Raw genomic sequence first — 22,119 nt, forward strand, 5'->3', positions numbered from 1 at the left:
AATAACATATACTTGTTATTACAAATATCTTTAATACAGTGATTAAAAATTTGTGATCACTTGCTATAAGCATTTATTCGCCTTATGTTAATACAATATATCGACATGATATTTATTTTTGGTTTATTTAAACATCTCAACACTTATAAAAATCTCACAGATTCGATCAAATGAGAGACAAATTTTACAAAAAATATAGTTCTAAGCTTTAAATATAGCTACTTTAGATAATTTAAGTTTAGAGTCATATTTCATTAAACTTATACATATTCAGTGTTTTTAAATCAATATGTAATATGTGATCTTGTTTAAACCTATTCAACAAATATTCAATTGTAATTCTGACACGAGATGCAATGAAAGAGCGATGTGGATACTGTAAAACCATTTCATAAATGCCTCCTTCATGTTCATTCATTAATACTGTATTTAAACGTCCTGCTTTTAAATGCTTTATTGCTTGATGAACACCCACTTGAGCAATCCCAATACCTGAACAGGCTGTATCGACCAGAGCTTCTGGCTCAGAAAGTGTTAATACAGAAAAATCAGGCTCATAAGTTATTAAAGAACCATCTTCACTTCTAAAATTCCAAGGCGATATTGTTCCCCCTAAAAATCGTCTTATAATCAATCTATGGTTTTTAAGTTCTTTATAGTTTTTAGGTACGCCATACTCAGAAAGATAATCTGGAGAAGCAACTAATACCATACCTAATTGACAAATAGGTCGTGAAATTAATGATGAATCTAAAATTCTTCCACCACGAATAACAATATCATATTTTTCACTGACCACATCCACAATACGATCATCAAAATCAACTTCTACCTTCAATAAAGGATAGATACTTAGTAGATCAGTTATAATAGGTAATAAATGATTTTTTCCAAAAGAGGTACTCGTAGAAATGCGAATATGCCCACTAATATCCGTTTTCTTCTCTGCAACCAGTTCTACTGCCTGATTTAATGCATTTAATGCAACCCGTGCTTGAGATAAAAATACAATTCCTTCTTCAGTAAGGCTCATCTTTCTTGTTGTTCTATTAATAAGACGGACACCTAATGCCCTTTCTAACCCAGCTACGTTTTTACTAACGGCAGCAGGACTGACTTCTAATTTTCTTGCTGCTACTGCAAAACCGCCTAAATTTGCTACCTCCACAAAGGATAAAATTGCACGTACGTGTTGCGAAACCTCCATATTCTACCCTCTACCAAAATTATAAACTTAAAGTTAATTATATTTTAACATTATATAGTATTCTAGTTAATAATAACTTTATTCATAATTTCCCTATTCAAATTTATAGGGACAAAGAATATGAACCAACAAAAACCAGCCTATTTCATTTTCAATGTGATTATTCATCATTTAGAGGAAATGAAACCTTATCAAGATAAAGTCACACAAACATATTTACCCTATGGTGGAGAGTTAATTGTCCACGATGCACATGTTTACACCCTTGAGGGAGAGCCCCCTAAAGGACATTTAGTTATTTTACAGTTTCAAACATTAGAAAAAGCAAAAGCTTGGTATGCATCAAAAGAATATCAAGACATCGTTCCCTTCCGCGAGAAAGCTTCTACAACCCATGCATGGCTTGTAGAAGGCATTTTTCATCCAAACACAAATAAAGAGGCTTAAATGATGAAGACACTTGTTATTACTTCACATCCTTATTTACATCAATCTAGAATCATTAAGCATATTGAAAATGCAATGAAGCATTTAGAAAATGTGGAAGTAAGAAATCTTGAGAAAATATATGGTAATAATTCAGCAGCCTTTGATATAGCTAAGGAAAAAGAAGCATACAAAGGCGTAGATCGAGTTGTATTTTTATTTCCTATTCACTGGTTTAATATTACTCCAATGATCAAGTCTTATTTAAATGAAGTCTGGACATATGGTTGGGCTTTTGGTCCAGATGGACATGCTTTAAAGAACAAGGAAATGCTAATCATTTCTTCAGCAGGCGCAAGTCAATATACATATTCTAAACAAGGAATTATTGAAAGTAATATTGAAGAAATATTTACTCCGATGAAAGCGAGTGCCTTATATGTAGGTATGAAATACACTTCATCTATTGTTTTATATGATGCCATGAATAAAACAGATGATGAACTTTCTCTGTTTACAGATCAAGTCATTCAAATACTGAAATAAATATAGGACTATTTATGTGTAATACCAAAGAATCAAAAGTCGCACTCATTACAGGTGCAAATAAAGGTATTGGTTTTGAAATTGCAAAACAACTCGGTCTAAAAGGAATCAAAATTTATATTGGAGTACGTAATGCTAATTACGGCGAAAGTGCTGTTCAAAAACTAAAAACGCTTGGATTAATGCAAGTTCAGTATATTCTACTTGACTTAAATGACCAAGAAAGCATTAGCAACGCATATACATATTTAGAACTGCACGAACATAAACTTGATATTTTAGTTAATAATGCAGGTATTTTGAAGGCAGATGACGGTACTCCGAGTACAACAAGTATCAATACAATTAAAAAAACATTTGATACTAATTTTTTTGGAACATTCAATGTAACTCAAATAATGTTACCGCTTATCAAAGCATCTCATGCTGGACGTATTGTAAATATTTCTAGCGGATTAGGCTCACTAACCCTTAACCAAGATTCTTCATGGGAACATGCATCAACTAAACTTATTGGTTATAACTCTTCTAAAGCTGCCTTAAATATGCTCACAATCCAACTCGCATGGGAGCTCAAAGACACACCAATTAAAGTAAACTCTGCTAACCCAAACTTTACAGCAACAGAACTGATTGCAGATACAACAGGAGGACGTCCAATTTCTGAAGGTGCAGCAATGGCGGTTCAACTTGCTCTTTTACCTGAAGATGGACCATCAGGTAGCTTCTTTGAAGATAATCAGGTATTACCTTGGTAAGCATATAAACAAAAAAACTCGTAAAGCTTTGAAACTTTACGAGTTTTTAGAATTTGGCGGAAGCGGTGAGATTCGAACTCACGGAGGGCGTAAACCCTCGTCGGTTTTCAAGACCGGTGCATTAAACCGCTCTGCCACGCTTCCAATGACGGCTATAATATCAATTATGAAAAATTTAGCAACTATTTTTTCAAAAATATCAAACAACTGAGTAAAAATAGTACGGATTATTTTTTATATTCTAAAGAAAGATACACAGAATTAATTTTATCTATCTCAAAAAACATTTAGATACACTATGACAGATTATTTCTAATTCACTCTTTTAAAGCATTTAGGCTAAGTTTTTTTATTTTTTAAAACTCATGTAAAAACTGTAAGTTAGCAGAACAATCGTATATCTCAATAAAACTTGGACTTATTATTTGTTTGACATTTCGTTTTGATCTATTTATTATTCACACTTTAAGTTAATCGTATGTTTTTTCGCCTATGCTTACGATTTGTTACAGACAAATTAAAAAAGCATAGACCCTCTGTTAAATTTGCATCATTTATTTTAATGATGACTCTACCCCTTCCTTACTTTTTCGATTGCACATTTAAGCAATATTTTGGGTCACTTTCTTGATCTTAGGGGTTATTTTCTGTTTCGGAGCCACTATGCATAGTAAGTCAGCGAAAATTTCAGGGCGCTTGCGCCTTAAATTTAAGTCAAACTCACTCCCTGTTCGTTTATCCATTATTACAGCTGCAATGCTTCCACTTCTTCCACTACATGCACTTACTGGAAAAAAAGAGGAAACAACACAATATGCACACGTGATTGATTCAAATCGTTTAACCGTTGTTGCTGTTAAAAACCCAAGTACTGTTTTTAACAATGGCCAAAATTTGCATGGTTTTGGTTACGATCTTATGCGTAACTATGCAAAAAGTTTAAATGTACAACTAGATTTTAAAGTCGTAAATGACAATACTGCGGCATTAGATCTTGTTGCACAAGGTAAAGCCAATATCGCTTTAACAAACGCCACAATGAATGATATCGAAGCAAAGAAATTGAGCTTCTTCTCTGCGACATGCGGAAACTTTAATGCTTTATCAGAAAATGGCTTAGATACCAATATCAACTTGGTTGTAAATAATGCTGAAGATCCTATTGCGCAAACAGCAACAGGTTTTACATGTCAGGCAAAAAATGATGGGTCAATTGATCAACTTGCCTCTTTCTACAATCATAATATTGTAGAACCCAATGCATGGGATATTGTAGAGCGTGACTTAAAAGCACGCATGCCAATTTATAAAGCAAGCTTTAAACAAGAAGCAAGCAAATACAATTTAGATTGGCAGTTTTTAGCGGCAATGGGCTATCAGGAATCTTATTTAAAATCTGATTCAGTTTCTCCGACTGGTGTTCGTGGTCTTATGATGCTAACAAACAGTACAGCCAAAGCAATGGGTGTCACCAATCGAAATGATCCTAGACAAAGCATCCAAGGCGGTGCAAAGTACTTAGATCAGTTGTTAGAGCAATATGACACTATTCCATACCCTGACAGAGCATGGTATGCATTAACAGCATACAATATGGGTCCAGGTGCTTTATCAAGCATTCAAAACAAAGTTGAAAAGCAAGGTAAAAACCCTGAAGAATGGATTAATGTTTATAGCTATTTGCAGAAAAATCAGAATGCAAATTCTAAATATAAACAAGCACTCCAATACGTTACACGTATACGTGCGTATTTAGAGCACATTCAGCAGGCAAATGAACCTCAACCTATAGAGGTTTAGTAAAAAGGCGAACATTTATGTTCGCCTTTTTATTATTCAGTATGTGCCAATATTTCTTTAAATAATGCTTTTTGTTCTTGGCTTGGTTTAGCTGTTTGTAATGTCATTAATTGAGACATATCACCTTGAACTTTTATCTTACCTGTCATAAATGCTTGCATAGCAGCTGTCATATCAAATTGAAGAAATACTTTTTTTAATGTATCTGCATCCATATTTAATGTTGTTTTTGCATTATCTGCTAAACCCTTTTTAAACTTGCCACTTGCAAGGGATAGTTCTGTCACGCCTTTTGCTACATCACTGACAATAAAATTAATTGCTAAACTTTGCAGTGCTGGTGATAAATTTAAATCTCCAGCTTGAGTTGTTAACTCATCAACTTTGGAAAACCATGCTTCTGTTAAAAATGCTGGCATTATTCTTCCTCTAAATGTTTATTCCTATGATATTACAGCGCAATATCTCATTTCAAAATTTAACATACTATTATTATTCATCATAAAATATAAACGATGATCATTATAATATTTAGATTTAGGTGTGATCTTCAAAGATCACACCAAATGAAAACTCATTATTCGGCTGCAAATCCTAAATTTACAACATCTAGTCGATTCTTCATTTCTTCAGGATTTTTAAGATCGAACTCTCGCTGTTCATCAAGTTTTTCAAAATCAAATAGATCACGATCTGCAAGTTGGGAAGGAGAAACATTTTGCAACGCACCAAATATGCTATGCAAACGTTTAGGATATTGCTTGTCCCACTCTCTTAACATGTCATTTAACATTGCACGTTGCAGATTTTCCTGAGAACCGCACAAGTTACACGGAATAATTGGAAACTTTCTCATCTCAGCATATTTAATGATATCCTTCTCTTCAACATAAGCTAAAGGACGTATTAAAATATTCTTTTTATCTGAAGATAATAATTTCGGTGGCATCGCTTTTAAGCTACCGCCATGAAACAGATTTAAGAAGAATGTTGCAATAATATCATCACGATGATGTCCTAAAGCAACCTTAGTTGCTCCTATTTCTTGTGCGAACCCATATAATGAACCACGGCGTAATCTCGAACATACTGCACAATATGTTTTACCTTCTGGCGTTAACCGTTTTGTAATGCTGTAGGTATCCTTTTCCAAAATATAATATGGAATATTGTTTGCTTCTAAATAAGCAGGCAAAACATCTTCAGGAAATCCCGGTTGCTTTTGGTCTAGATTGACCGCAATTACATCAAAGTTTACAGGTGCAACACGTTTAAAATTTAGCAGAATATCTAACAATGTATAACTGTCCTTACCACCAGAAATACATACCATCACCTTATCACCCTCTTCGATCATTTGATAATCACGAATGGCATGACCAACTTGGCGACGTAGCTTCTTTAACAACCGGTAATAAGATGAACTGGTCGGTAGCTCTGGTTTAAAATTAAATCCTTGTTTGGACTCAATTGGAGAGTACATAGACGATACAAACCCTTAAAAAAATATCGCACGATTCTATATGATTCCTATCAAATACGCATCTATGCAACATGAATTATTACGATAATTTTTTTGCCTATGCCTCCTTTGACAACTATTGCATCTAGAGAACCAATTCAATCTATTTCATTAATCGTTCATATTTAAGGCTTTATAATGTACGTTTTTACTTCAAATATGAGAACATATTTAAGGGGAATGAGTATAAAAGTAGTTTTCCACAAAACCTGTGGATAAATTTGTGGACTTTTTACTTCTTGACAAAACTTTCCCTAGTCCTAGTAAGGGTTTCGATTAAATTGATTAATTTTTAATCATAAATAAAATACCATAAAAATCAATTACTTAATTAAGTCAAGATTAGATTAATGAAAAAAAAATAATTTTTTTTAGTTGACTCTTATAATTGCTTTATTTGTAAACACAATTACAATATATAGTGTATTTTTTAAACAAATATTCCGTAACATTATTAGTTAAAATGACTATTTCTTACAAAGTTGTTACTAAATCTATCAGTACCTACTTAAAGAATTTAATAAAAATCAATAAGCCAACACATTAAATTTAATCTATTGAAAAATATAATCTTATTTTAAAATAAAGTTTATAAAACTCAATAAAAAAAATAATCAAAGATTTAAAATCCTTCTCGAAAATATATAAAATAAGTACATTTTACAACCAATGATAAATTTTAATTTTCTAATCTTGTGATAAGCTAAAAACGAGCAAAAGAACCTCAATGAGGAAGGAGTAAGTTTGAATAAGCCCACGCTTAGATCTGATCCACCGAGTTCATGGTTACATTTAGGTGCAAGCGCATTTTTTAGAGCGCATCAAGCATATTACCTAAATCTGCTACACCAACTCGGTGACACATCATGGGAAATGCATCTAGCGAATATTCGCAATAGTAGTTCCCAAGATTTGTTACAGCAACTTAAAAGCCAAAACGGTACCTATACCTTAGAAGTTATTTCACCCGATGGTGAGATAAGTTATCAATCAATCAGTTGTGTTAAAAATATTATTCTTTGGAATCCCTCTATTTCTAATACAATAGAGATCGGTATCCAGAAAAATACTAAAATTATTTCATTCACTGTTACTGAGACAGGATACTATCTTACAGATCAAGGAAGTTTAGATCTCTGCCATCCAAGTATTCAAAATGATCTAAATGCAAAGAATGAAGTTGAAACATTATATGGTGCCCTTTACCCAATTCTTAATGAGCGTATGCATCAAAATGCGCCAATCACTCTCTTGAGTTGCGATAATCTCAGAAACAATGGAGATAGTTTTAGACAAGGTCTTATCGATTTTGTTAAAGCAAAAAATAATGAAGCACTTCTACTCTGGCTTTCTGACCACGTAGCCACACCTAACAGTATGGTTGATCGGATTACCCCTAAATTCGACGAAAGTACTCATGCACGTATGAAGAGCCATGGGCAACCTTACGATGCTGCACCAGTTACATGTGAACATTATTCAAGATGGGTTATTCAAGATAAATTTGCAGATGCACATCCATCTTTGGCGCGTGTTGGCGTCGAATTTGTTAAAGATGTTGCGCCTTACGAAGAGGCAAAAATTCGACTTCTAAATGCGAGTCATAGCGGTTTAGCATGGATGGGAGCTCTCACTGGGTATAGCTATATTCACGAAGTCTTAAAAGATCAATATATTAAAAATCTTATTCAAGAATACTCAGAAAAAGAAGTTGCTTTCGCATTAAAAAGCCATGGAATCGAAATCGACACTGCTTTTGAATGCAAAGGTATCTTAAATCGCTTTAGAAATCCCTATGTTAAAGATACAGTAGCGAGAGTTTCTTCAGATAGTATTTCTAAGTTGCATGGTTTTATTGTTCCTACAATTAAGGATTGTCTGAATCAAAATAAAATACCTCATGCCGCACTTAAAATTGTAGCACTTTACTTTTTATTCCTAGAGAAGGCTTACCGCCAAGCTTTAACTTTCGCTTATGAAGATCGTGAATTTGAAACATTAGATCTTGAAGCTATCTTTACTTCGCCATCGCCAGAAATCGCTTTTACACAAACTGAGGTACTCTTTGGTTCTCTTACGACAAAAGCAGAATTCCAGCAACATTTAGTTAATGCTATACATGAAGTTAAACACCATTTTTTTGTATCGAGGCAAGAAAATAATGAGGATGTAAAAAATGAACAGTCAATATAAAAAAGATATTCTTCTTATTATTGGAACGATTATTGCGGTTACGATTTCTGTAATTTCACTTTACCATTGGCCTGTTGCTCTTGGTGCTCTTGCAGCATGGATCACAACAGGGTCGTTCTGCTTACAAGTCATACATATGATTCGTAAAAAAGATACAACAGGCGTTTCATTAGGCATGTATGCAGCTTTATTTTTTGGTGTGACCAGTTGGACTTTTTATGGTTATAAAATGAATGATATTCCTGTTATGTCTGCAAATGGTATCACTGCAATTTTAGCAATTACTGTCATTGTACTGAAACTTTATAACGAACGCCCGATCAAACAGAAAAAAGCAGCAAAAACGCGCTTAATGAAAAAATCTAAAGTGCGTGCAACTGTAAGACAGCAAATTGGTTAAAATTCATAGATATAGTGCTGTGAGTATTTGACATACTCGTAGCACTATTCGTCACTAACAAAATTTTGCTTGCTTTTTTCCTCTAAATTGCTAAAAATCCAACATAGTTCACAATTTTACTGAATCCTTGAATGCACATATTTAAGTTACTTTTTTCTATAATTTTATATCTGGGGATAAATATGCTAGCGCATGCTGGGCAGATTTACACCTATCAAGATGAAAAGGGTGCTTATTTATTTACTAACCAAGCCCAGAAAAACACACTATTAAAAACTGTTAAAATTACCTATTACCCAGACAGTAATATACACTCATATCGCAATTGGGGCGGTTCAGAAGCATCTGTCTTGCCTAGTTTTAGTAAAAATAAAAACTTATTTGATGTACTTATACACCGATCTGCTCAACAGCATGGTATTCCTGCTGGGTTAATTAAAGCAATTATGCATACAGAATCTGGCTTTAATGTGAGAGCCACTTCTCCGGTAGGTGCTCAAGGGCTTATGCAACTTATGCCTGCAACTGCAAAACGTTTTAACGTCAAAGATAGCTATAATGCTGAAGAAAATATTCATGGTGCAGCGCAATATTTAAGTGTTCTTCTCAAACGATTCAATGGAAATACCACTCTTGCACTTGCAGCGTATAATGCAGGTGAAGGAAATGTACAGAAATATGGCGGTATACCACCTTTTAGAGAGACTCAAGACTATATAAAACGTGTTTTAAACCGTTACAATAATCTCTATCGTGCAGAGCTACAGCTTACAAGCAGTCAGAACCAGACAGAGCGTTTGCAAGCACAGTCACTGAATACAACACGTATTACTCCTACCATCAAACACGAGTCAAAAATCATACAATTATCCGATGGTACATATACCTCAGTAACTGTACATAATTAGCAATTTAATACCAATTTATTGAAAAAATACTTGAATTTTAAAATATCAAACTACATATTAGTAGAGAGAACACTCTCCTACAAGAGTGTCTATTTTTTATTATAAGAGGATATACTCAATGATGCGGATTGGTTTGTTTTTGCTAACCAACCTCGCGGTACTGGTTGTCGCTGGTCTTATTTTGTCAGTATTAGGTGTCGGAAGTTATCACGGTGCCGGTGGTTTAAAGCTCGGTAATTTACTGGTCATGTGTTTTGTATTTGGCATGGTTGGTTCCCTCATTTCTTTGTTCATGTCGAAGTGGATGGCAAAGATGTCAACAGGTACGGAGCTGATTAACCCCAATGCACCACGTAACCAAGCAGAAGTATGGTTATTACAAACTGTTGCTGAATTATCGCAACGTGCTGGCATTAAAATGCCTGAAGTAGGTATTTTTCCATCGTATCAGTCTAATGCCTTTGCCACAGGTTGGAATAAAAACGATGCTCTCGTTGCTGTTTCAAGTGGAATACTTGAAAACATGAGTCAAGACGAGCTTCGTGCCGTAATTGGTCATGAAATTGGCCACGTTGCAAATGGTGATATGGTTACCCTATCTTTAGTACAAGGTGTTGTAAACACGTTCGTCATGTTCTTTGCACGTGTTGTGGGAGATTTTATCGATCGTAACTTGCTTGGTCGTGAAGATGGAGATCCACCTGGAATTGCTTATTTTGTGATTACAATGGTGTTAGATATCGTCTTTGGTGTACTCGCAAGTGCAGTTGTAATGTGGTTCTCACGCTACCGTGAATATCGTGCAGATGAAGCAGGTGCACAACTTGCAGGTAAACAAGCTATGATCAACGCTTTACTACGCTTAAAAGCAGAAAGTGGTATGCCAGATCAAATGCCAAAAGAGATGAAAGCACTCGCAATTACAGAAGGAAAAAGCGAAGGATTCAGTCTAGCTGCTCTCTTTCAAACGCACCCAAGTATTGATGAAAGAGTTGAAGCTTTACAACGCTATAACTGCCCATAATATTTATCGTCTGAATAAAAGCCTCCATTATTGGGGGCTTTTTATTTATAAATTCTGACAAAAAAAAAGCCATACTCTGTCAGTAGGAGTATGACTCAAAAATAGGAAATACAGCAGAATTCCTATGGTTTTCACTATAAAATTGTTAACTTAAAAAAAACTTAATTTAATGTATTTTATGACTTATTCCTCTTTATACTGTGAAAAAATATCTATCACTTATTCATATCAACTATAAATATTCTTTAATGATAGATTACAAAATATTATTTATTGTTAATTGGCTTATTTTAAAGAAGCTATTTTTCCACATCTGACTTGGATTTGTCTAAAAATAAATTTAATGGCTTTCATGTAAGCTTAGGTTATTGAAATTAATAAGATAAATAAAGAATTTAGCTTTACCTAACAATCATAATTAAACACTGTAATAATCAAAAAACATACATTATTTTAAGGTTATTTTAATGACAGAATATACACATAGTTATATTCATAGATCACATATAAGTATTTAACGTATATATGGGCTTACTTTGACCAAGCTTATGAATATATTTAAATCAAAATAGTGATGGGTTCATATGGAATTTAAAGTTTTAGGAAAAACACTATATTCAGAAGACTTAGTATCTGGCTTAATTGTTTTTTTAGTTGCACTCCCCTTATGTTTAGGAATTGCACTTGCCTCAGGTGCACCACTTTTTTCTGGAATTATTGCAGGTATTGTTGGAGGTATTGTTGTTGGCACATTAAGTGGATCACATCTAAGTGTTTCTGGACCTGCTGCAGGGCTAACTGCAATTATAGTTACACAACTTGATGCTCTAAATGGTAACTATCAAGCATTTTTAGTTTCAGTCGTATTGGCGGGTGTTATACAAATCGTATTTAGTGTTCTTAAACTTGGTGCTTTTGCAAATTATATTCCAAATAGTGTCATTATCGGACTCCTTGCTGGTATTGGTTTAATGCTTATTATTGGCCAAATTCCTCTACTATTTGGTTTAGATCGGTTAAATCAACTAAATGCACAAATGCTAGATCATCCGTTCGATATTGGTTCAGCAATTATTGGTATATTTAGTTTAATATTTATTCTCGTATGGGATAGCTCAAAATTTAAAAAGCTCCCTATTCCATCAATGCTGATTGTAATTATTTTAGCTGGGCTTCTTAATTTTCTTTTTATCCAATCTAACTCTAGTCTAATTATATTTGATGAAAATTTAATTAATTTACCTCAAATATTAAATTCTCATGAAAAGTTATTTTTCTTTCCAGATTTTTCTTTTTTAAATTCTAGCCAAATATATATTGGTGCTTTTACTCTGGCGATTATTGCTTCCTTAGAAACTATATTAAACCTTGAGGCAGCTGATAGGATGGATCCATATAAACGTACCTCTCCCCCAAATAGAGAACTTTTTGCACAGGGTATTGGAAATACTTTTTCTGGTTTTATTGGTGGAATGCCAATTACATCTGTTATTGTGCGTAGCTCTATTAATGCAACAAGTGGTTCAAAAACTAAGTTTTCAGCTATTACACATGGTTTATTACTCATAATCGCAGTTTTATTCCTCACACCACTACTCAATTATGTTCCACTATCTACTCTTGCAGCTATTTTACTTCTTACCGGCTATAAGCTTTCAAAGCCAGAACTTTTCATAAATTTTTATAAAAAAGGATGGAAGCAATTTCTTCCATTTATAACTACAGTAATTATTATTGTTACAGTCGACTTACTAGTTGGTGTTATATTTGGCATCGCCGTCAGCTTAGCGTTTATCTTATATCATAATCTTCACAGTGGCATTCATACTAGCTATGAAATAAATCCAAATGGTAATACAACGCATATTCAGCTATTAAGTCATGTCAGCTTTTTAAATCGAGCCATGCTAAGTAAAGTATTATCAAAAGTAAAAGAGAATGAATATGTTATTATCGATGCATCTCAGATAAATGAAATCGATCCAGATCTTTATATTGTTATTGAGGGCTTTAAAAAAGATAAAGCAAAACTTAAAAATATTACAATGCAAATCATAGGTTGTAAAAAAAATAGCTTTGAAATGGTCTAACACCAAAATTAAAAGAAAACCCTCGACTTAGAGGGTTTTCTTTATTTTAAAATACGCTGGGCGAATTACATCATTCTGAACACTATAATAATCTTAACTAATCTTCTATAATCTGAGCAAAGCCATTTTTTATCTTATATGACATTATTCTAATTACATCTAATCTTTTATAATGTGACATAAGAGAATTTTGTGAGTAAGATTGTGAGTAATCTAAACTAAAATAATCCTTACTCACACATCATGCTAAATGATTTAAAAATCAAACGCCTAAAGCCTACTGACAAAATGTATCGAGTTGCTGACCACTCAGGACTCTGTCTTGAAATACGTACAACTGGTAGTAAGATTTGGCGTTATCGCTATCGTCACTTAAATACTGCAAAAATGGTGACAATTGGAAAGTATCCAGAAATTAGCTTAGCTTATGCTAGGGCTAAAACACTAGAATATCGTGAACAACTAGAAAAAGGAATAGATCCTTCAGAATATAAAAAGAATGAAAAAATATTGGCCATACAAACTAAACAAGAGACCTTTCAATTTGTTGCTGAAGAATATCTAGAATTCAAGAAGTCAGTTAAATCTGCAGAATGGCTATCATTAAGAAATCGTTATCTGCCTAAAGATATCTACCCTGTTCTTGCAAAACTACCTGTTAAAACTATTACATCCCTTCATATTAGAACTGTTTTAGATAATGCAATTCAACGTATTCAAAAATCAGGCCGTGGTACTGGAGCAACCAAGGGTAATTTGATACGTCAAATTATGTGTGAAGTCATGCAATATGCAATTATGACCAGTCGAATTGAGACAGATCCAACCTATGCACTTCGTGGGTATTTGAGTAGACCGGATGTTCAACATGCTCAACCAGTCGACAAAGAAGATATAGCAAAACTTTTAAGCGCTATACCTAATTCAAAAAGTTCGCAAAGTGTTAAAAATGCATTAAAGTCTGCAATATATACGATGTTGAGAACTATCGAGATTAGAAGATCTAAAAAAGAGTTTATTGATTTTGAAAATAGAACTTGGACTATTCCACTTGTATCTAAAGCGGATTTAGATGCAGGTCATCGAAATATGAAAAAGAATAGAACTCATGTTATTCCCCTGTCCGATCAAATGATGACGATTTTAAAAGAGCAATTTGCACTCTACCCTGAAAGTCCTTATATCTTCCCTGGTACAGATCGTTACTCCATGATTGGTAAAACTACTTTAAATAATACGATTAAAAGCATGGGATTACCGCACGTTACTATGCATGATTTTAGAGCTACAGCATCAACTCAATTACATGAAGCTAATTTTAATACCGATTGGATTGAATTGCAGTTGGCTCATGTTAAAGGAGACCGTACACGCGCATCATACGATCATGCTAAATGGTTAGATAGTAGAAGAGAAATGATGCAGGCTTGGGCTGATATGATTGATGGGTGGAGAATCTAAGATATGAAAATAAGTAAAGATAAATTAAAGATTCTCTTATTGTCTTCAATACCTTTAGGTATTGGTTTTTTTCTTGCTATCGTTATCATAAAAATAATACCCGCATACAATAAAGATAATGCGGCAATATTTGCTGCTGCAATTTCTGCAATTACAGCGCTAATAGGCTCTGTAACAACTATTATTACCGTTATGGTTACTAATGGACGCTCTCTCAGACTACAAATGGAAATACAAAAAGAGCAGTTAGACCTAAAAAAGCATGAAATATTATATCAAACTGTTCAAAATGAAAATCAATTGATATCTGAGATGCGTCAAGAATGGATTAAAGAAATACGTCAACATTTTTCTGATTATTTTTTTGAATCTAGGAAAATTCAAAAATGTTTTTTAGATTTCAATAAAGCCAAATTTAATAATTCAATCAATGCAATAGAAACCCCTACAGCGGAACTCCAAGAAAAAGAAAATAAAATGGATATTAACTATGAGAAACTCATTAACTTAAGATCAAAAATTACAATCATGTTGAATAATAAATATGAAAAACCTGTAAATTCAATAATAAAAAAAATGGAATCTATAGAACAGTATGCTATGAAAATGGAGTTAAGTTTTTCTGGACATACAATTGAAGAATTAAAAAATAATGAGGATTATAAAAATATGGCCGCCAATAGAGAGGATTTTCTTGAATTATCACAGATCTTCCTAAAAAATGAGTGGGAAAAAATTAAAACAGATCTGTCTAAATCACAAGAATCAATTAAAATTTGGGTAAATAAAACTTGATATTAAGATATTTTATTTAAAATTATCATGTGGTTATGCTTGATTTTGCAGTCATTATATTTCTTCACTGTATCCACCGACCAAAGAATCCACGCCCTTCCTGTATTTTCATCTAATGTTTGAAGATCAGGACAAGGCTGTAAAAGGTTACTTGGTATCTGTACTGGTGGCTTGACTTGATTTGATGAGCTCATTGAGCTGCACCCGACCATCATCATCGATGCACACATTACGATAGACAGGGCGATCAATGTATTTATTGATTGTCCTTGTGACATATTCAACTTTTGTTGCTTGCTCAGATTTAAGTTTTTCATAGTCTGCACTCACCTTATTCATTTCGATTTGCTGTTGTTGAGCAGCTTCTAAATATTTCTGTTTTTGTTCCTGCACATAACTAATATGCTCTTGCTTCAGTTTCTCAATACTGTGATCTTTGTGATTCAAGATCATGAGTAAGCACAGAATTAAAAAAGCGAGTAATGCAATTAAGCATTCTCGCCAGTACTTCAAGGCCAGTAATAGATAAGTCATCGGTTCACCTCTAAACACTTTTCAATTCGCCATTTCTGACGATTCCAAACACCACGACATTTCGAGTTGATTCGACAATCCACTTTGACTTTACCTACTCGACTAAAACGCCATTTCTCTAACGCTCTGCATGCTTGAACATACTGGCCATGATGTAAGTGTCTAAGCATCGATGACTCGTTCCAAGCATCAATCCCATACTGATAAACGAAATCTGCATAGATATCGTATTCAGTCTGAGATAAGCGAATGTTGCGTAGAGAGTGATTAAATACTTTTTGATGACGAGCGATATGTGCATGTAAATAGTGCAATGCTTCTTTTTTAGAAATCGCCTTGTCTGTCATCTTGATACGTGACCCATCTGGTCTAAATGTAGAACCATGTCCTTGTGTGACTACACCTCCCGGATCTCGATAAGGTTTAGCACGATAACCCTCATGCTGTGCAATTTCTTGTTCACCATGTGGACTTACACCAGTCAAGTAATAAGCCGAAGGCACACCTGTTATTGCGGCAACAATCGAACCCAAAATAAGATATTTATTCTTGTCCATGCCATTTCCCTTCTTTCATTAACTGCATTTTGACGATGTGAATTTCTTGCTCGCGCTTATCTTGTTTGTACTTATATCGCCAATTCATCAAGAAGCTTAAAATCGTGATACTGAGTGTGATTAGGCCAATACATAAGAAAATCTGTGCAACCAAATCAATCTTTGAAAGTGCCGATATAATCCCTGCACCTGTACTTGTATATGCGCCAATCTGGGTTGTTTTATTGGTAAAGACCGTGTTTGCTGTATCTACCAGTTGTTGCCGATCTGTCATGCTTGCCTCTAGTGTGTCTATTTTTTTAGTGATTTTTAGGTATAAAAAAAGCACCTCGAAAGGTGCTTAGGTAGATGTATGATTTAAGGGGTTAAGGTGGTTATCCCTTCAGGAAAAGGACAATAGATCAGCGTTTCAAAAAACTGATTTAACTGTGCATTGGTATTGGAATAAGTCACCACATGCTCGGCTTTAATATCAATCTTGAGCGTATTTGAACTGACCGTGAATGTAGGATAGTAAAAGGTGAAATCCACTGACACCCCTTTATTATTGATGTTGTCTGCACCGTAATACGGTAATGGACTTTTACAGCTGATAAAAAGATGATCTACATTCAAATTGGTGGGCAATGTGACCGAGTAAGACCCTGCAATACTGACACTGCTCCCGACCTTAATCCCACCTGATAAGGTTTTTACATGCTGTAAGTATCCTTTCGTACCATCGAATAAGAGTTTGCTCTGTGCATTAAAAACCAAAATGCCACTACTCGCTGGAATTAAAGGTGCTGTGGTATATAAGGCAATCAAGGCTTCAAAGTTTTGTACGTTGGCATATAACAAGATTTGTAGTTCGTAATACCCATCACTGCTCTTATACACACCAAACTCTTCAGCACGATAACCTGATGTTGCCATCTTAAATCTTGGTTTCACATCCAAGCTATAACCTGAATTAGCCGTAATCGGTTTGATAAAGATCAGAATGTTTGATGCAAACTCACGAACGCTATCATCTGTGGTATCCATATCCACGCCGATACTGCGTAGATCCTTAAAACGCATAAAAGTATAGACATTGCGATATGGCAAATACTTTTGATAATCGAGCCTTAAAAGATAATCTCCTGCAGGTGTTGCTGCAGAAGATGAGTCTTTGGCAGTAACACGATACTTGGCCAAGAACTTCGGGCATTCAAATTGATCATCAATGGCAACCTCACCACTCGCGCCATTGACTTGAAAATAGGTTGTCATTTATGCCCCTCGATAGCCCACAACAAGCAGTTGCATACTGTCTCTCATGATTGGATCTGGAATATCTACCGTACTCATATTGCTTTCCCGGTAATTGGCCACCAACGTCACGCGCCATTTGCTACTGCCTAAATCTTCCATATAGAAATTGACACTTGGTAAATAACGTAAGTTGGTGGGGTTACTGGTTGAACCCATACGAAAGCCCGGATCGCCTTGCAAGTAGAAGGTAGGATTCTTAATACTTGGATCAATATTAAACTCGTATGAGGCTTTGTCCCCGGTACGATTTTTATTGGGTAGTTGAACTTTAGTTGCGATATAAGAAATCGCTAAGTCAAATTCTAGTGGTGAAAACAACTCACCACCGATATTACAAACCAATTTATCCATTACCAAATCCCCATCTTGACACGAACCACGCCATTGGTGTCTTTTACTTCAATACTTGTGCCTTGAATCGTCATCGTGCCTTTATCGTTTGATGTTGTGAATGTACCTAAATCCGCAGAGAGTGCACTCAGCTTCTGTACATAAATTTTACTAGCATCAATCTGGTCGATATAAGCACTATCCAAATACAAGCCTTTTGGAATCACGGTACCATTTGGCAAAGTAGTCGCTGTTGCTCGATACACAAACATATATGCTGGTGTTTGATCCGTTGCCGTAACTGGTGGTGCAATGGCAAAGCTATTTACACGCCAAATGGCATCTACTGTTTTGCTATTGTTTTCAACTAGCACACCACCGAGTACATTACCCGATTCTAATTTAAAGCCTGCCCTTGCAGTTAAACCATCAATAGAAGTTTGCTGTGATTGGATAGATGCTGTATTACCATTCACAGTGGTTTGTAGGGTATTCACAGACTGAGCCGTTGCTGAAGTACTACTTGCAACTGCAGTGACTTCTTGCTTAATCGCAGCAATGCTTTGCTGTAAATCTGTACCGACTTGTGCTTGCAGTGTGTTGATTTGCTGACTGAGTGCATTATCTCCATCCACAATTGCAGATTGAATCGTCCAACTTGAAGCTTGATTGCTCATGCTATCTGCAGTGAGTGTTGTCGAGTCTGCAGTAATTGGTGTGACTTTCGCATATACACCATCTAATTTCTCAGACTGTGCTTTTTGCTGGGTTGTCAGTGTATCGATTGACAGCGTCGCCCCTGCCACCGCTTTATCATTCTGCGACTTGTAATCACTTAAGGCTTTCGCATTGGCTGTATCTGCATCCACACGTGCATTTTGCTCTTGCACAATTGCAGAGGCATTGCCATCGGCTTTGGCAGAAATCGTATCAATACGTTGACCAAGTGCTGTATCAGCATTGGCACGTGTGGTTGATTCAGTGGTAATGAGTGATTTAGCATTGTCTGCTGTGCTTTGCGCGGTATTGATTTGCTGTGTCAGTGTGGTATCTGCATCAGTTCGTGCTTTTGCCTCCTGTTGAATTAACGATGCGTTGCTTGCAGTACTGGCTGTCACGGTATCAATACGAGTGGCCAGTGCTGAATCTGCATTGGCACGTGCAGTTTGTTCAGACTGGATTAAGGCTTTGTTATCGGCAACACTGGCTTGCGTTATATCGATACGCTGACCAAGTGCATTATCACCATCTGCAATAGCGGATTGCACTGTCCATGAGGACGCTTCATTGCTCATGCTATCGGCTGTGAGCGTTGTTGAATCAGCCGTAATTGGTGTCACTTTGGCATACACCCCATCAAGCTTTTTAGCAGTGGCGGTTTGTGCTGTTGTGACCAGATCAATTGAAGATTGTGCAGCTGCTAAACTTGTGTCTGTGCTTTCCTTATAGGTTTTTACCTCAGTCAGAATTTGAGTATCTGCATCGCTCCTTACTTTTTGCTCTTGAGTCAAACCATCATTCAAAGTGCTGATTGCAGCAGTACGTTGCTTGCCTTCCTGATCAAGCGAGTCTTGCAAACCTTGAACTGCAGTTGCACGATCTTGCGCTTCTTGCTGTGCTTTGGATAAAGCACTGTCAGCCGTTTGCTGTACCTCATTCACTTTATTGATGATGTTGCCCACATCACCATCAAGCCCTGCAATGGTATCGATCTTATCAATCTGAGATTTAAGATCTTTATCAAGTTGGGATCTAGTGATTTGACCTGAAAGCGCATCTAAAATATCAGTCGTTTGTGCAGTAGATGTGCCACTGGTCCAATCCGACCAATCGCCTTTATTACCAATACGATCAATCAAGCGACCTCGGTACCAAAGGGTTAAATTGCCTGATAATCCTTGTTGTTGCATCATCGTGGTTGGATAGGCATATGAACCTAACACCTCACCATTTGCACCGTTAGAAGTTGTTGAATATTCAATCTCTGTATAGGCTGTATCTAATGCTCCTACATTTGGAAAGCCCCACTTTACTTTCATACCAAACATGGTGCCTGTGGCTTGAATGTATGCCAGTTTGGGTGGTTTACCCTGTTTACCTGAAAGAGCAGTCAAAACAGAAGTTGTTGGCAACGATGCATTTTCAAAAGCTGAATAGGCAGTAATCCGAGCCATATAACTGCCTGCATACACACCAGGTACTTCAACCGATGTATTGCCAGTCAGTGGCATTTTAATCCAAGAGCCATCATCTTTTTTCCACTCCACCAAGTATTTGACGGCATAGTCTGCTTTGTCCCAAGCGATGATCATAGTTGCAACATTAATACCTTGTTGCACTTGGTCATACGATGAAATCGTGACATTTTTAACGCTAGCTTGTGTACTTGGGCTAACCACTGAAATCGGTGCAGTATTGTCAATGTAGGCACCACGATCAATCGCATCATATTTCTCATACTTATATTCGAGTGCAGATATTGAGAATTGATGCTCTTCATCTTGTTTCACACTGAGTACACGAAACTTTTGTGTTGCAAGAATACTTGAGTCAATGGTCCATACATTTTGTACTGCAATTGAACCTTGATCAAAAGGCTGTGTAACCGTAATCGTTGTACCATTTACACTGGCAATATACCGTGTGGTGGCTTGCCCTTGCTCACTATTGACCAGAAACTTATCACCATTGATTGCTGTCACTTCACGATCTAAGGTGATGGTTTTTAAATCCTCTGAAATAGCTCTGATACGTCCACCAATGAACCGCCCGGCATAATTGTTATCAGCAACAGAAATCACTTTACCCGGTACAGGAATATGACCATCTAAGCCGACTTTAAAATGAATCGTTTGGGTTTCTAACTGCTCAGATTTTAAAGCCCAATGTCCTGCACGTTGTGCCTGACCACGTGAGGTACAACCCCAAGCATCCACCTCAACCACATTAATCACACGTTGCTTACTGATCGCCTGTTCATCACGAATGATTTCATATTCAGTCTTATAACGGTTTTGTGGGTTTGACCAAGCCACTTTGGCCACGTTGTGACGATCTCGGTAAGGTGTACCTGAGCGCTCAAAATGCCCATCGATGACATTGGCATTGGTGTAGTTAAAAAACACATCCTGTGGCATATCGCCATCACACATAATCGCGTTGCCATCCCAATAAGAAATGGCACGAAATACCCCTGCCAATTTACTTAAAATAGAATAGGCATCTTCAGCAGATTGAATATAGATATTGCAAGTAAAGCGTGGCTCTTGACCGCCTTGACCATCACTGACTAGCCCATCACAATATTGTCCCAATCGGTAGAGACTGGCTTTATCAAGCATTTGATCAGTGATTCTATCGCCTAAGCCATAACGTTTAGCAGTGCATAAATCAAAGTAGATCCACGCTGGATTGTTAGAATAAGCACGTTTAAATGAACCGTCCCAAATGCCAGTGTAAGTACGTGTTTCAGGGTTGTAGTTGCTTGGTACCCGAATCTTAAGACCTTTTAAATCGACAGATACTTTAGCAACACTTGAGAAATTTTCAGCATTATATTGCAAGCCCAATAAGGCTGTATTTGGATAACGTAGCTTGGCATCGATCACTTCAGCAATTGATGCAACATACATCTGATCTGTCACATAATCAGAATGTGCCGGTGGTGTGAGTCGTCTCACGCGAATATTCCAACCGCTAGTGGCTTGCGGTAAATCAATGCGATGTGCACGTTCATAATTATCTGAGGTCTTGTCACTGATTTTTGCATTGACCATTTCAACATAAGCACCGCCATCAGTACTTACATCAATGGCGTATTGAATAGTGACACCAGTGACATCACCATTACCTGAATTGGTCGTTCTGAGTGCACCAAAGCGTAAACGTACCCGAACTGCATTAATATCGAGATTGGTAATTGAACGAACCCAAGGATTGGTTTTTAACTCCACCCCTGCATCAATTTCATTGGATACTTCAGGAAAACCCTCAATATAGGTTTGATCATTGGTTCCTGGTCGAAAGCTTACCGTCACTTCTTTAAAGTTATTATTGCCATTACTATCTTGTAGTGGTGTGTCTGACAAAAACACAGACTGCAACCCATTGGCCAAGCCCTCAATTTCACCTTCAGACATACCGAACAGTTCTTTCATGTAGGTTTTTGACTGTGCAGAATCGTCTGCAACTACGGCTTGGCGTGTACTGCCTGAACCTGCTTTTGCGCCTTGTACTTTCATTGAATTTTCCCAATAAAAAAGACGCATAAAG

General features: G+C 36.0%; 20 protein-coding genes and 1 tRNA gene. 11 read left to right on the forward strand and 10 right to left on the reverse strand.

Going from position 1 to position 22,119, the window contains the following annotated elements; genetic code table 11:
• Nucleotides 1-244: 244 nt before the first annotated feature.
• Nucleotides 245-1,207: a LysR family transcriptional regulator gene (locus OZX61_RS07105; RefSeq protein ID WP_277094348.1), complete on the reverse strand. Its 963-nt coding sequence runs from the start codon at nt 1,205-1,207 to the stop codon at nt 245-247.
• Nucleotides 1,208-1,327: 120 nt separating this feature from the next.
• On the opposite strand from OZX61_RS07105, the gene OZX61_RS07110 reads away from it, so the two are divergent.
• From OZX61_RS07110 to OZX61_RS07120, 3 genes are read left to right on the forward strand one after another with little or no spacing between them, the layout of a single operon-like run.
• The gene (locus OZX61_RS07110; protein WP_277094349.1) at nt 1,328-1,654 is read left to right on the forward strand and encodes a DUF1330 domain-containing protein; all 327 of its coding nucleotides are present in this window, start codon (nt 1,328-1,330) and stop codon (nt 1,652-1,654) included.
• Entirely contained in the window at nt 1,655-2,179 is a 525-nt protein-coding gene (locus tag OZX61_RS07115) for an NAD(P)H-dependent oxidoreductase (protein ID WP_277094350.1), read from the forward strand.
• Between the two features lie 14 nt (nt 2,180-2,193).
• On the forward strand, nt 2,194-2,937 hold the full coding sequence (locus tag OZX61_RS07120) for an SDR family oxidoreductase (protein WP_195772526.1): 744 nt from the start codon (nt 2,194-2,196) through the stop codon (nt 2,935-2,937).
• 54 nt (nt 2,938-2,991) lie between these two features.
• Here the strand turns inward: OZX61_RS07120 and OZX61_RS07125 are convergent.
• Nucleotides 2,992-3,081: transfer RNA gene (locus tag OZX61_RS07125), tRNA-Ser, on the reverse strand.
• Nucleotides 3,082-3,600: 519 nt separating this feature from the next.
• Here OZX61_RS07125 and OZX61_RS07130 point away from each other — a divergent pair.
• The gene (locus OZX61_RS07130; protein ID WP_277094352.1) at nt 3,601-4,737 is read left to right on the forward strand and encodes a transglycosylase SLT domain-containing protein; all 1,137 of its coding nucleotides are present in this window, start codon (nt 3,601-3,603) and stop codon (nt 4,735-4,737) included.
• A 32-nt stretch (nt 4,738-4,769) separates the two neighbouring features.
• Here OZX61_RS07130 and OZX61_RS07135 read toward each other — a convergent pair whose 3' ends face one another.
• Nucleotides 4,770-5,156, reverse strand: coding sequence for an SCP2 sterol-binding domain-containing protein (locus OZX61_RS07135; protein ID WP_195772528.1), 387 nt, complete (start codon nt 5,154-5,156; stop codon nt 4,770-4,772).
• A 158-nt stretch (nt 5,157-5,314) separates the two neighbouring features.
• A complete protein-coding gene (ttcA, locus tag OZX61_RS07140; protein WP_195772529.1) occupies nt 5,315-6,220 on the reverse strand; it encodes a tRNA 2-thiocytidine(32) synthetase TtcA in 906 nt (301 codons plus the stop codon).
• Nucleotides 6,221-7,003: 783 nt separating this feature from the next.
• Between ttcA and OZX61_RS07145 the strand changes: the two genes are divergently transcribed.
• The 7 genes from OZX61_RS07145 to OZX61_RS07175 all read left to right on the forward strand — a co-directional run bounded on the left by OZX61_RS07145 (nt 7,004) and on the right by OZX61_RS07175 (nt 15,130).
• On the forward strand, nt 7,004-8,452 hold the full coding sequence (locus tag OZX61_RS07145; RefSeq protein ID WP_277094354.1) for a mannitol dehydrogenase family protein: 1,449 nt from the start codon (nt 7,004-7,006) through the stop codon (nt 8,450-8,452).
• Nucleotides 8,436-8,852 (forward strand): SemiSWEET family transporter, encoded by a 417-nt coding sequence (locus tag OZX61_RS07150; RefSeq protein WP_195772531.1) that lies wholly within the window; start codon nt 8,436-8,438, stop codon nt 8,850-8,852. The genes OZX61_RS07145 and OZX61_RS07150 overlap by 17 nt, the downstream gene beginning before the upstream one ends.
• A gap of 131 nt (nt 8,853-8,983) precedes the next feature.
• The gene (locus OZX61_RS07155) at nt 8,984-9,760 is read left to right on the forward strand and encodes a lytic transglycosylase domain-containing protein (protein WP_277094355.1); all 777 of its coding nucleotides are present in this window, start codon (nt 8,984-8,986) and stop codon (nt 9,758-9,760) included.
• Between the two features lie 118 nt (nt 9,761-9,878).
• Complete coding sequence (gene htpX, locus OZX61_RS07160) at nt 9,879-10,784, forward strand: protease HtpX (RefSeq protein ID WP_195772533.1); 906 nt, start codon at nt 9,879-9,881, stop codon at nt 10,782-10,784.
• Nucleotides 10,785-11,368: 584 nt separating this feature from the next.
• Nucleotides 11,369-12,874: a solute carrier family 23 protein gene (locus OZX61_RS07165; protein ID WP_277094357.1), complete on the forward strand. Its 1,506-nt coding sequence runs from the start codon at nt 11,369-11,371 to the stop codon at nt 12,872-12,874.
• Nucleotides 12,875-13,117: 243 nt separating this feature from the next.
• The gene (locus OZX61_RS07170; RefSeq protein WP_277094359.1) at nt 13,118-14,335 is read left to right on the forward strand and encodes an integrase arm-type DNA-binding domain-containing protein; all 1,218 of its coding nucleotides are present in this window, start codon (nt 13,118-13,120) and stop codon (nt 14,333-14,335) included.
• A 3-nt stretch (nt 14,336-14,338) separates the two neighbouring features.
• Nucleotides 14,339-15,130, forward strand: a complete 792-nt coding sequence (locus tag OZX61_RS07175; protein ID WP_277094360.1) for a hypothetical protein — start codon at nt 14,339-14,341, stop codon at nt 15,128-15,130.
• 147 nt (nt 15,131-15,277) lie between these two features.
• On the opposite strand, the gene OZX61_RS07180 is transcribed toward OZX61_RS07175, so the two are convergent.
• From OZX61_RS07180 to OZX61_RS07205, 6 genes are all read right to left on the reverse strand, one after another.
• Nucleotides 15,278-15,664, reverse strand: coding sequence for a hypothetical protein (locus tag OZX61_RS07180; RefSeq protein ID WP_277094361.1), 387 nt, complete (start codon nt 15,662-15,664; stop codon nt 15,278-15,280).
• Nucleotides 15,661-16,221 (reverse strand): glycoside hydrolase family protein, encoded by a 561-nt coding sequence (locus OZX61_RS07185; RefSeq protein WP_277094362.1) that lies wholly within the window; start codon nt 16,219-16,221, stop codon nt 15,661-15,663. Before OZX61_RS07185 ends, OZX61_RS07180 begins: the two co-directional genes overlap by 4 nt.
• Nucleotides 16,208-16,495 carry a hypothetical protein gene (locus OZX61_RS07190; protein WP_195772422.1) on the reverse strand — a complete coding sequence of 96 codons (288 nt, stop codon included), beginning with the start codon at nt 16,493-16,495 and terminating at the stop codon, nt 16,208-16,210. Before OZX61_RS07190 ends, OZX61_RS07185 begins: the two co-directional genes overlap by 14 nt.
• An 83-nt stretch (nt 16,496-16,578) precedes the next feature.
• Nucleotides 16,579-17,475, reverse strand: coding sequence for a hypothetical protein (locus OZX61_RS07195; RefSeq protein ID WP_277094363.1), 897 nt, complete (start codon nt 17,473-17,475; stop codon nt 16,579-16,581).
• A complete protein-coding gene (locus tag OZX61_RS07200; RefSeq protein WP_277094364.1) occupies nt 17,476-17,859 on the reverse strand; it encodes a hypothetical protein in 384 nt (127 codons plus the stop codon).
• Between the two features lie 8 nt (nt 17,860-17,867).
• On the reverse strand, nt 17,868-22,088 hold the full coding sequence (locus OZX61_RS07205; protein ID WP_277094366.1) for a phage tail protein: 4,221 nt from the start codon (nt 22,086-22,088) through the stop codon (nt 17,868-17,870).
• Between the last annotated feature and the right edge of the window lie 31 nt (nt 22,089-22,119).

The sequence above is a fragment of the Acinetobacter sp. ESL0695 genome, assembly GCF_029392135.1.
Classification (GTDB): domain Bacteria; phylum Pseudomonadota; class Gammaproteobacteria; order Pseudomonadales; family Moraxellaceae; genus Acinetobacter; species Acinetobacter pollinis.

Coding starts and splice junctions, on each gene's coding strand:
- OZX61_RS07110 (WP_277094349.1), top strand. CDS start 1,328: ATGAACCAACAAAAACCAGCCTATTTCATTTTCAATGTGATTATTCAT.
- OZX61_RS07155 (WP_277094355.1), top strand. CDS start 8,984: ATGCACATATTTAAGTTACTTTTTTCTATAATTTTATATCTGGGGATA.
- OZX61_RS07120 (WP_195772526.1), top strand. CDS start 2,194: ATGTGTAATACCAAAGAATCAAAAGTCGCACTCATTACAGGTGCAAAT.
- OZX61_RS07150 (WP_195772531.1), top strand. CDS start 8,436: ATGAACAGTCAATATAAAAAAGATATTCTTCTTATTATTGGAACGATT.
- htpX (WP_195772533.1), top strand. CDS start 9,879: ATGATGCGGATTGGTTTGTTTTTGCTAACCAACCTCGCGGTACTGGTT.
- OZX61_RS07115 (WP_277094350.1), top strand. CDS start 1,655: ATGATGAAGACACTTGTTATTACTTCACATCCTTATTTACATCAATCT.
- OZX61_RS07205 (WP_277094366.1), bottom strand. CDS start 22,088: ATGAAAGTACAAGGCGCAAAAGCAGGTTCAGGCAGTACACGCCAAGCC.
- OZX61_RS07175 (WP_277094360.1), top strand. CDS start 14,339: ATGAAAATAAGTAAAGATAAATTAAAGATTCTCTTATTGTCTTCAATA.
- OZX61_RS07165 (WP_277094357.1), top strand. CDS start 11,369: ATGGAATTTAAAGTTTTAGGAAAAACACTATATTCAGAAGACTTAGTA.
- OZX61_RS07130 (WP_277094352.1), top strand. CDS start 3,601: ATGCATAGTAAGTCAGCGAAAATTTCAGGGCGCTTGCGCCTTAAATTT.
- OZX61_RS07185 (WP_277094362.1), bottom strand. CDS start 16,221: ATGGACAAGAATAAATATCTTATTTTGGGTTCGATTGTTGCCGCAATA.
- OZX61_RS07170 (WP_277094359.1), top strand. CDS start 13,118: ATGCTAAATGATTTAAAAATCAAACGCCTAAAGCCTACTGACAAAATG.
- OZX61_RS07180 (WP_277094361.1), bottom strand. CDS start 15,664: ATGACTTATCTATTACTGGCCTTGAAGTACTGGCGAGAATGCTTAATT.
- ttcA (WP_195772529.1), bottom strand. CDS start 6,220: ATGTACTCTCCAATTGAGTCCAAACAAGGATTTAATTTTAAACCAGAG.
- OZX61_RS07190 (WP_195772422.1), bottom strand. CDS start 16,495: ATGACAGATCGGCAACAACTGGTAGATACAGCAAACACGGTCTTTACC.
- OZX61_RS07195 (WP_277094363.1), bottom strand. CDS start 17,475: ATGACAACCTATTTTCAAGTCAATGGCGCGAGTGGTGAGGTTGCCATT.
- OZX61_RS07135 (WP_195772528.1), bottom strand. CDS start 5,156: ATGCCAGCATTTTTAACAGAAGCATGGTTTTCCAAAGTTGATGAGTTA.
- OZX61_RS07105 (WP_277094348.1), bottom strand. CDS start 1,207: ATGGAGGTTTCGCAACACGTACGTGCAATTTTATCCTTTGTGGAGGTA.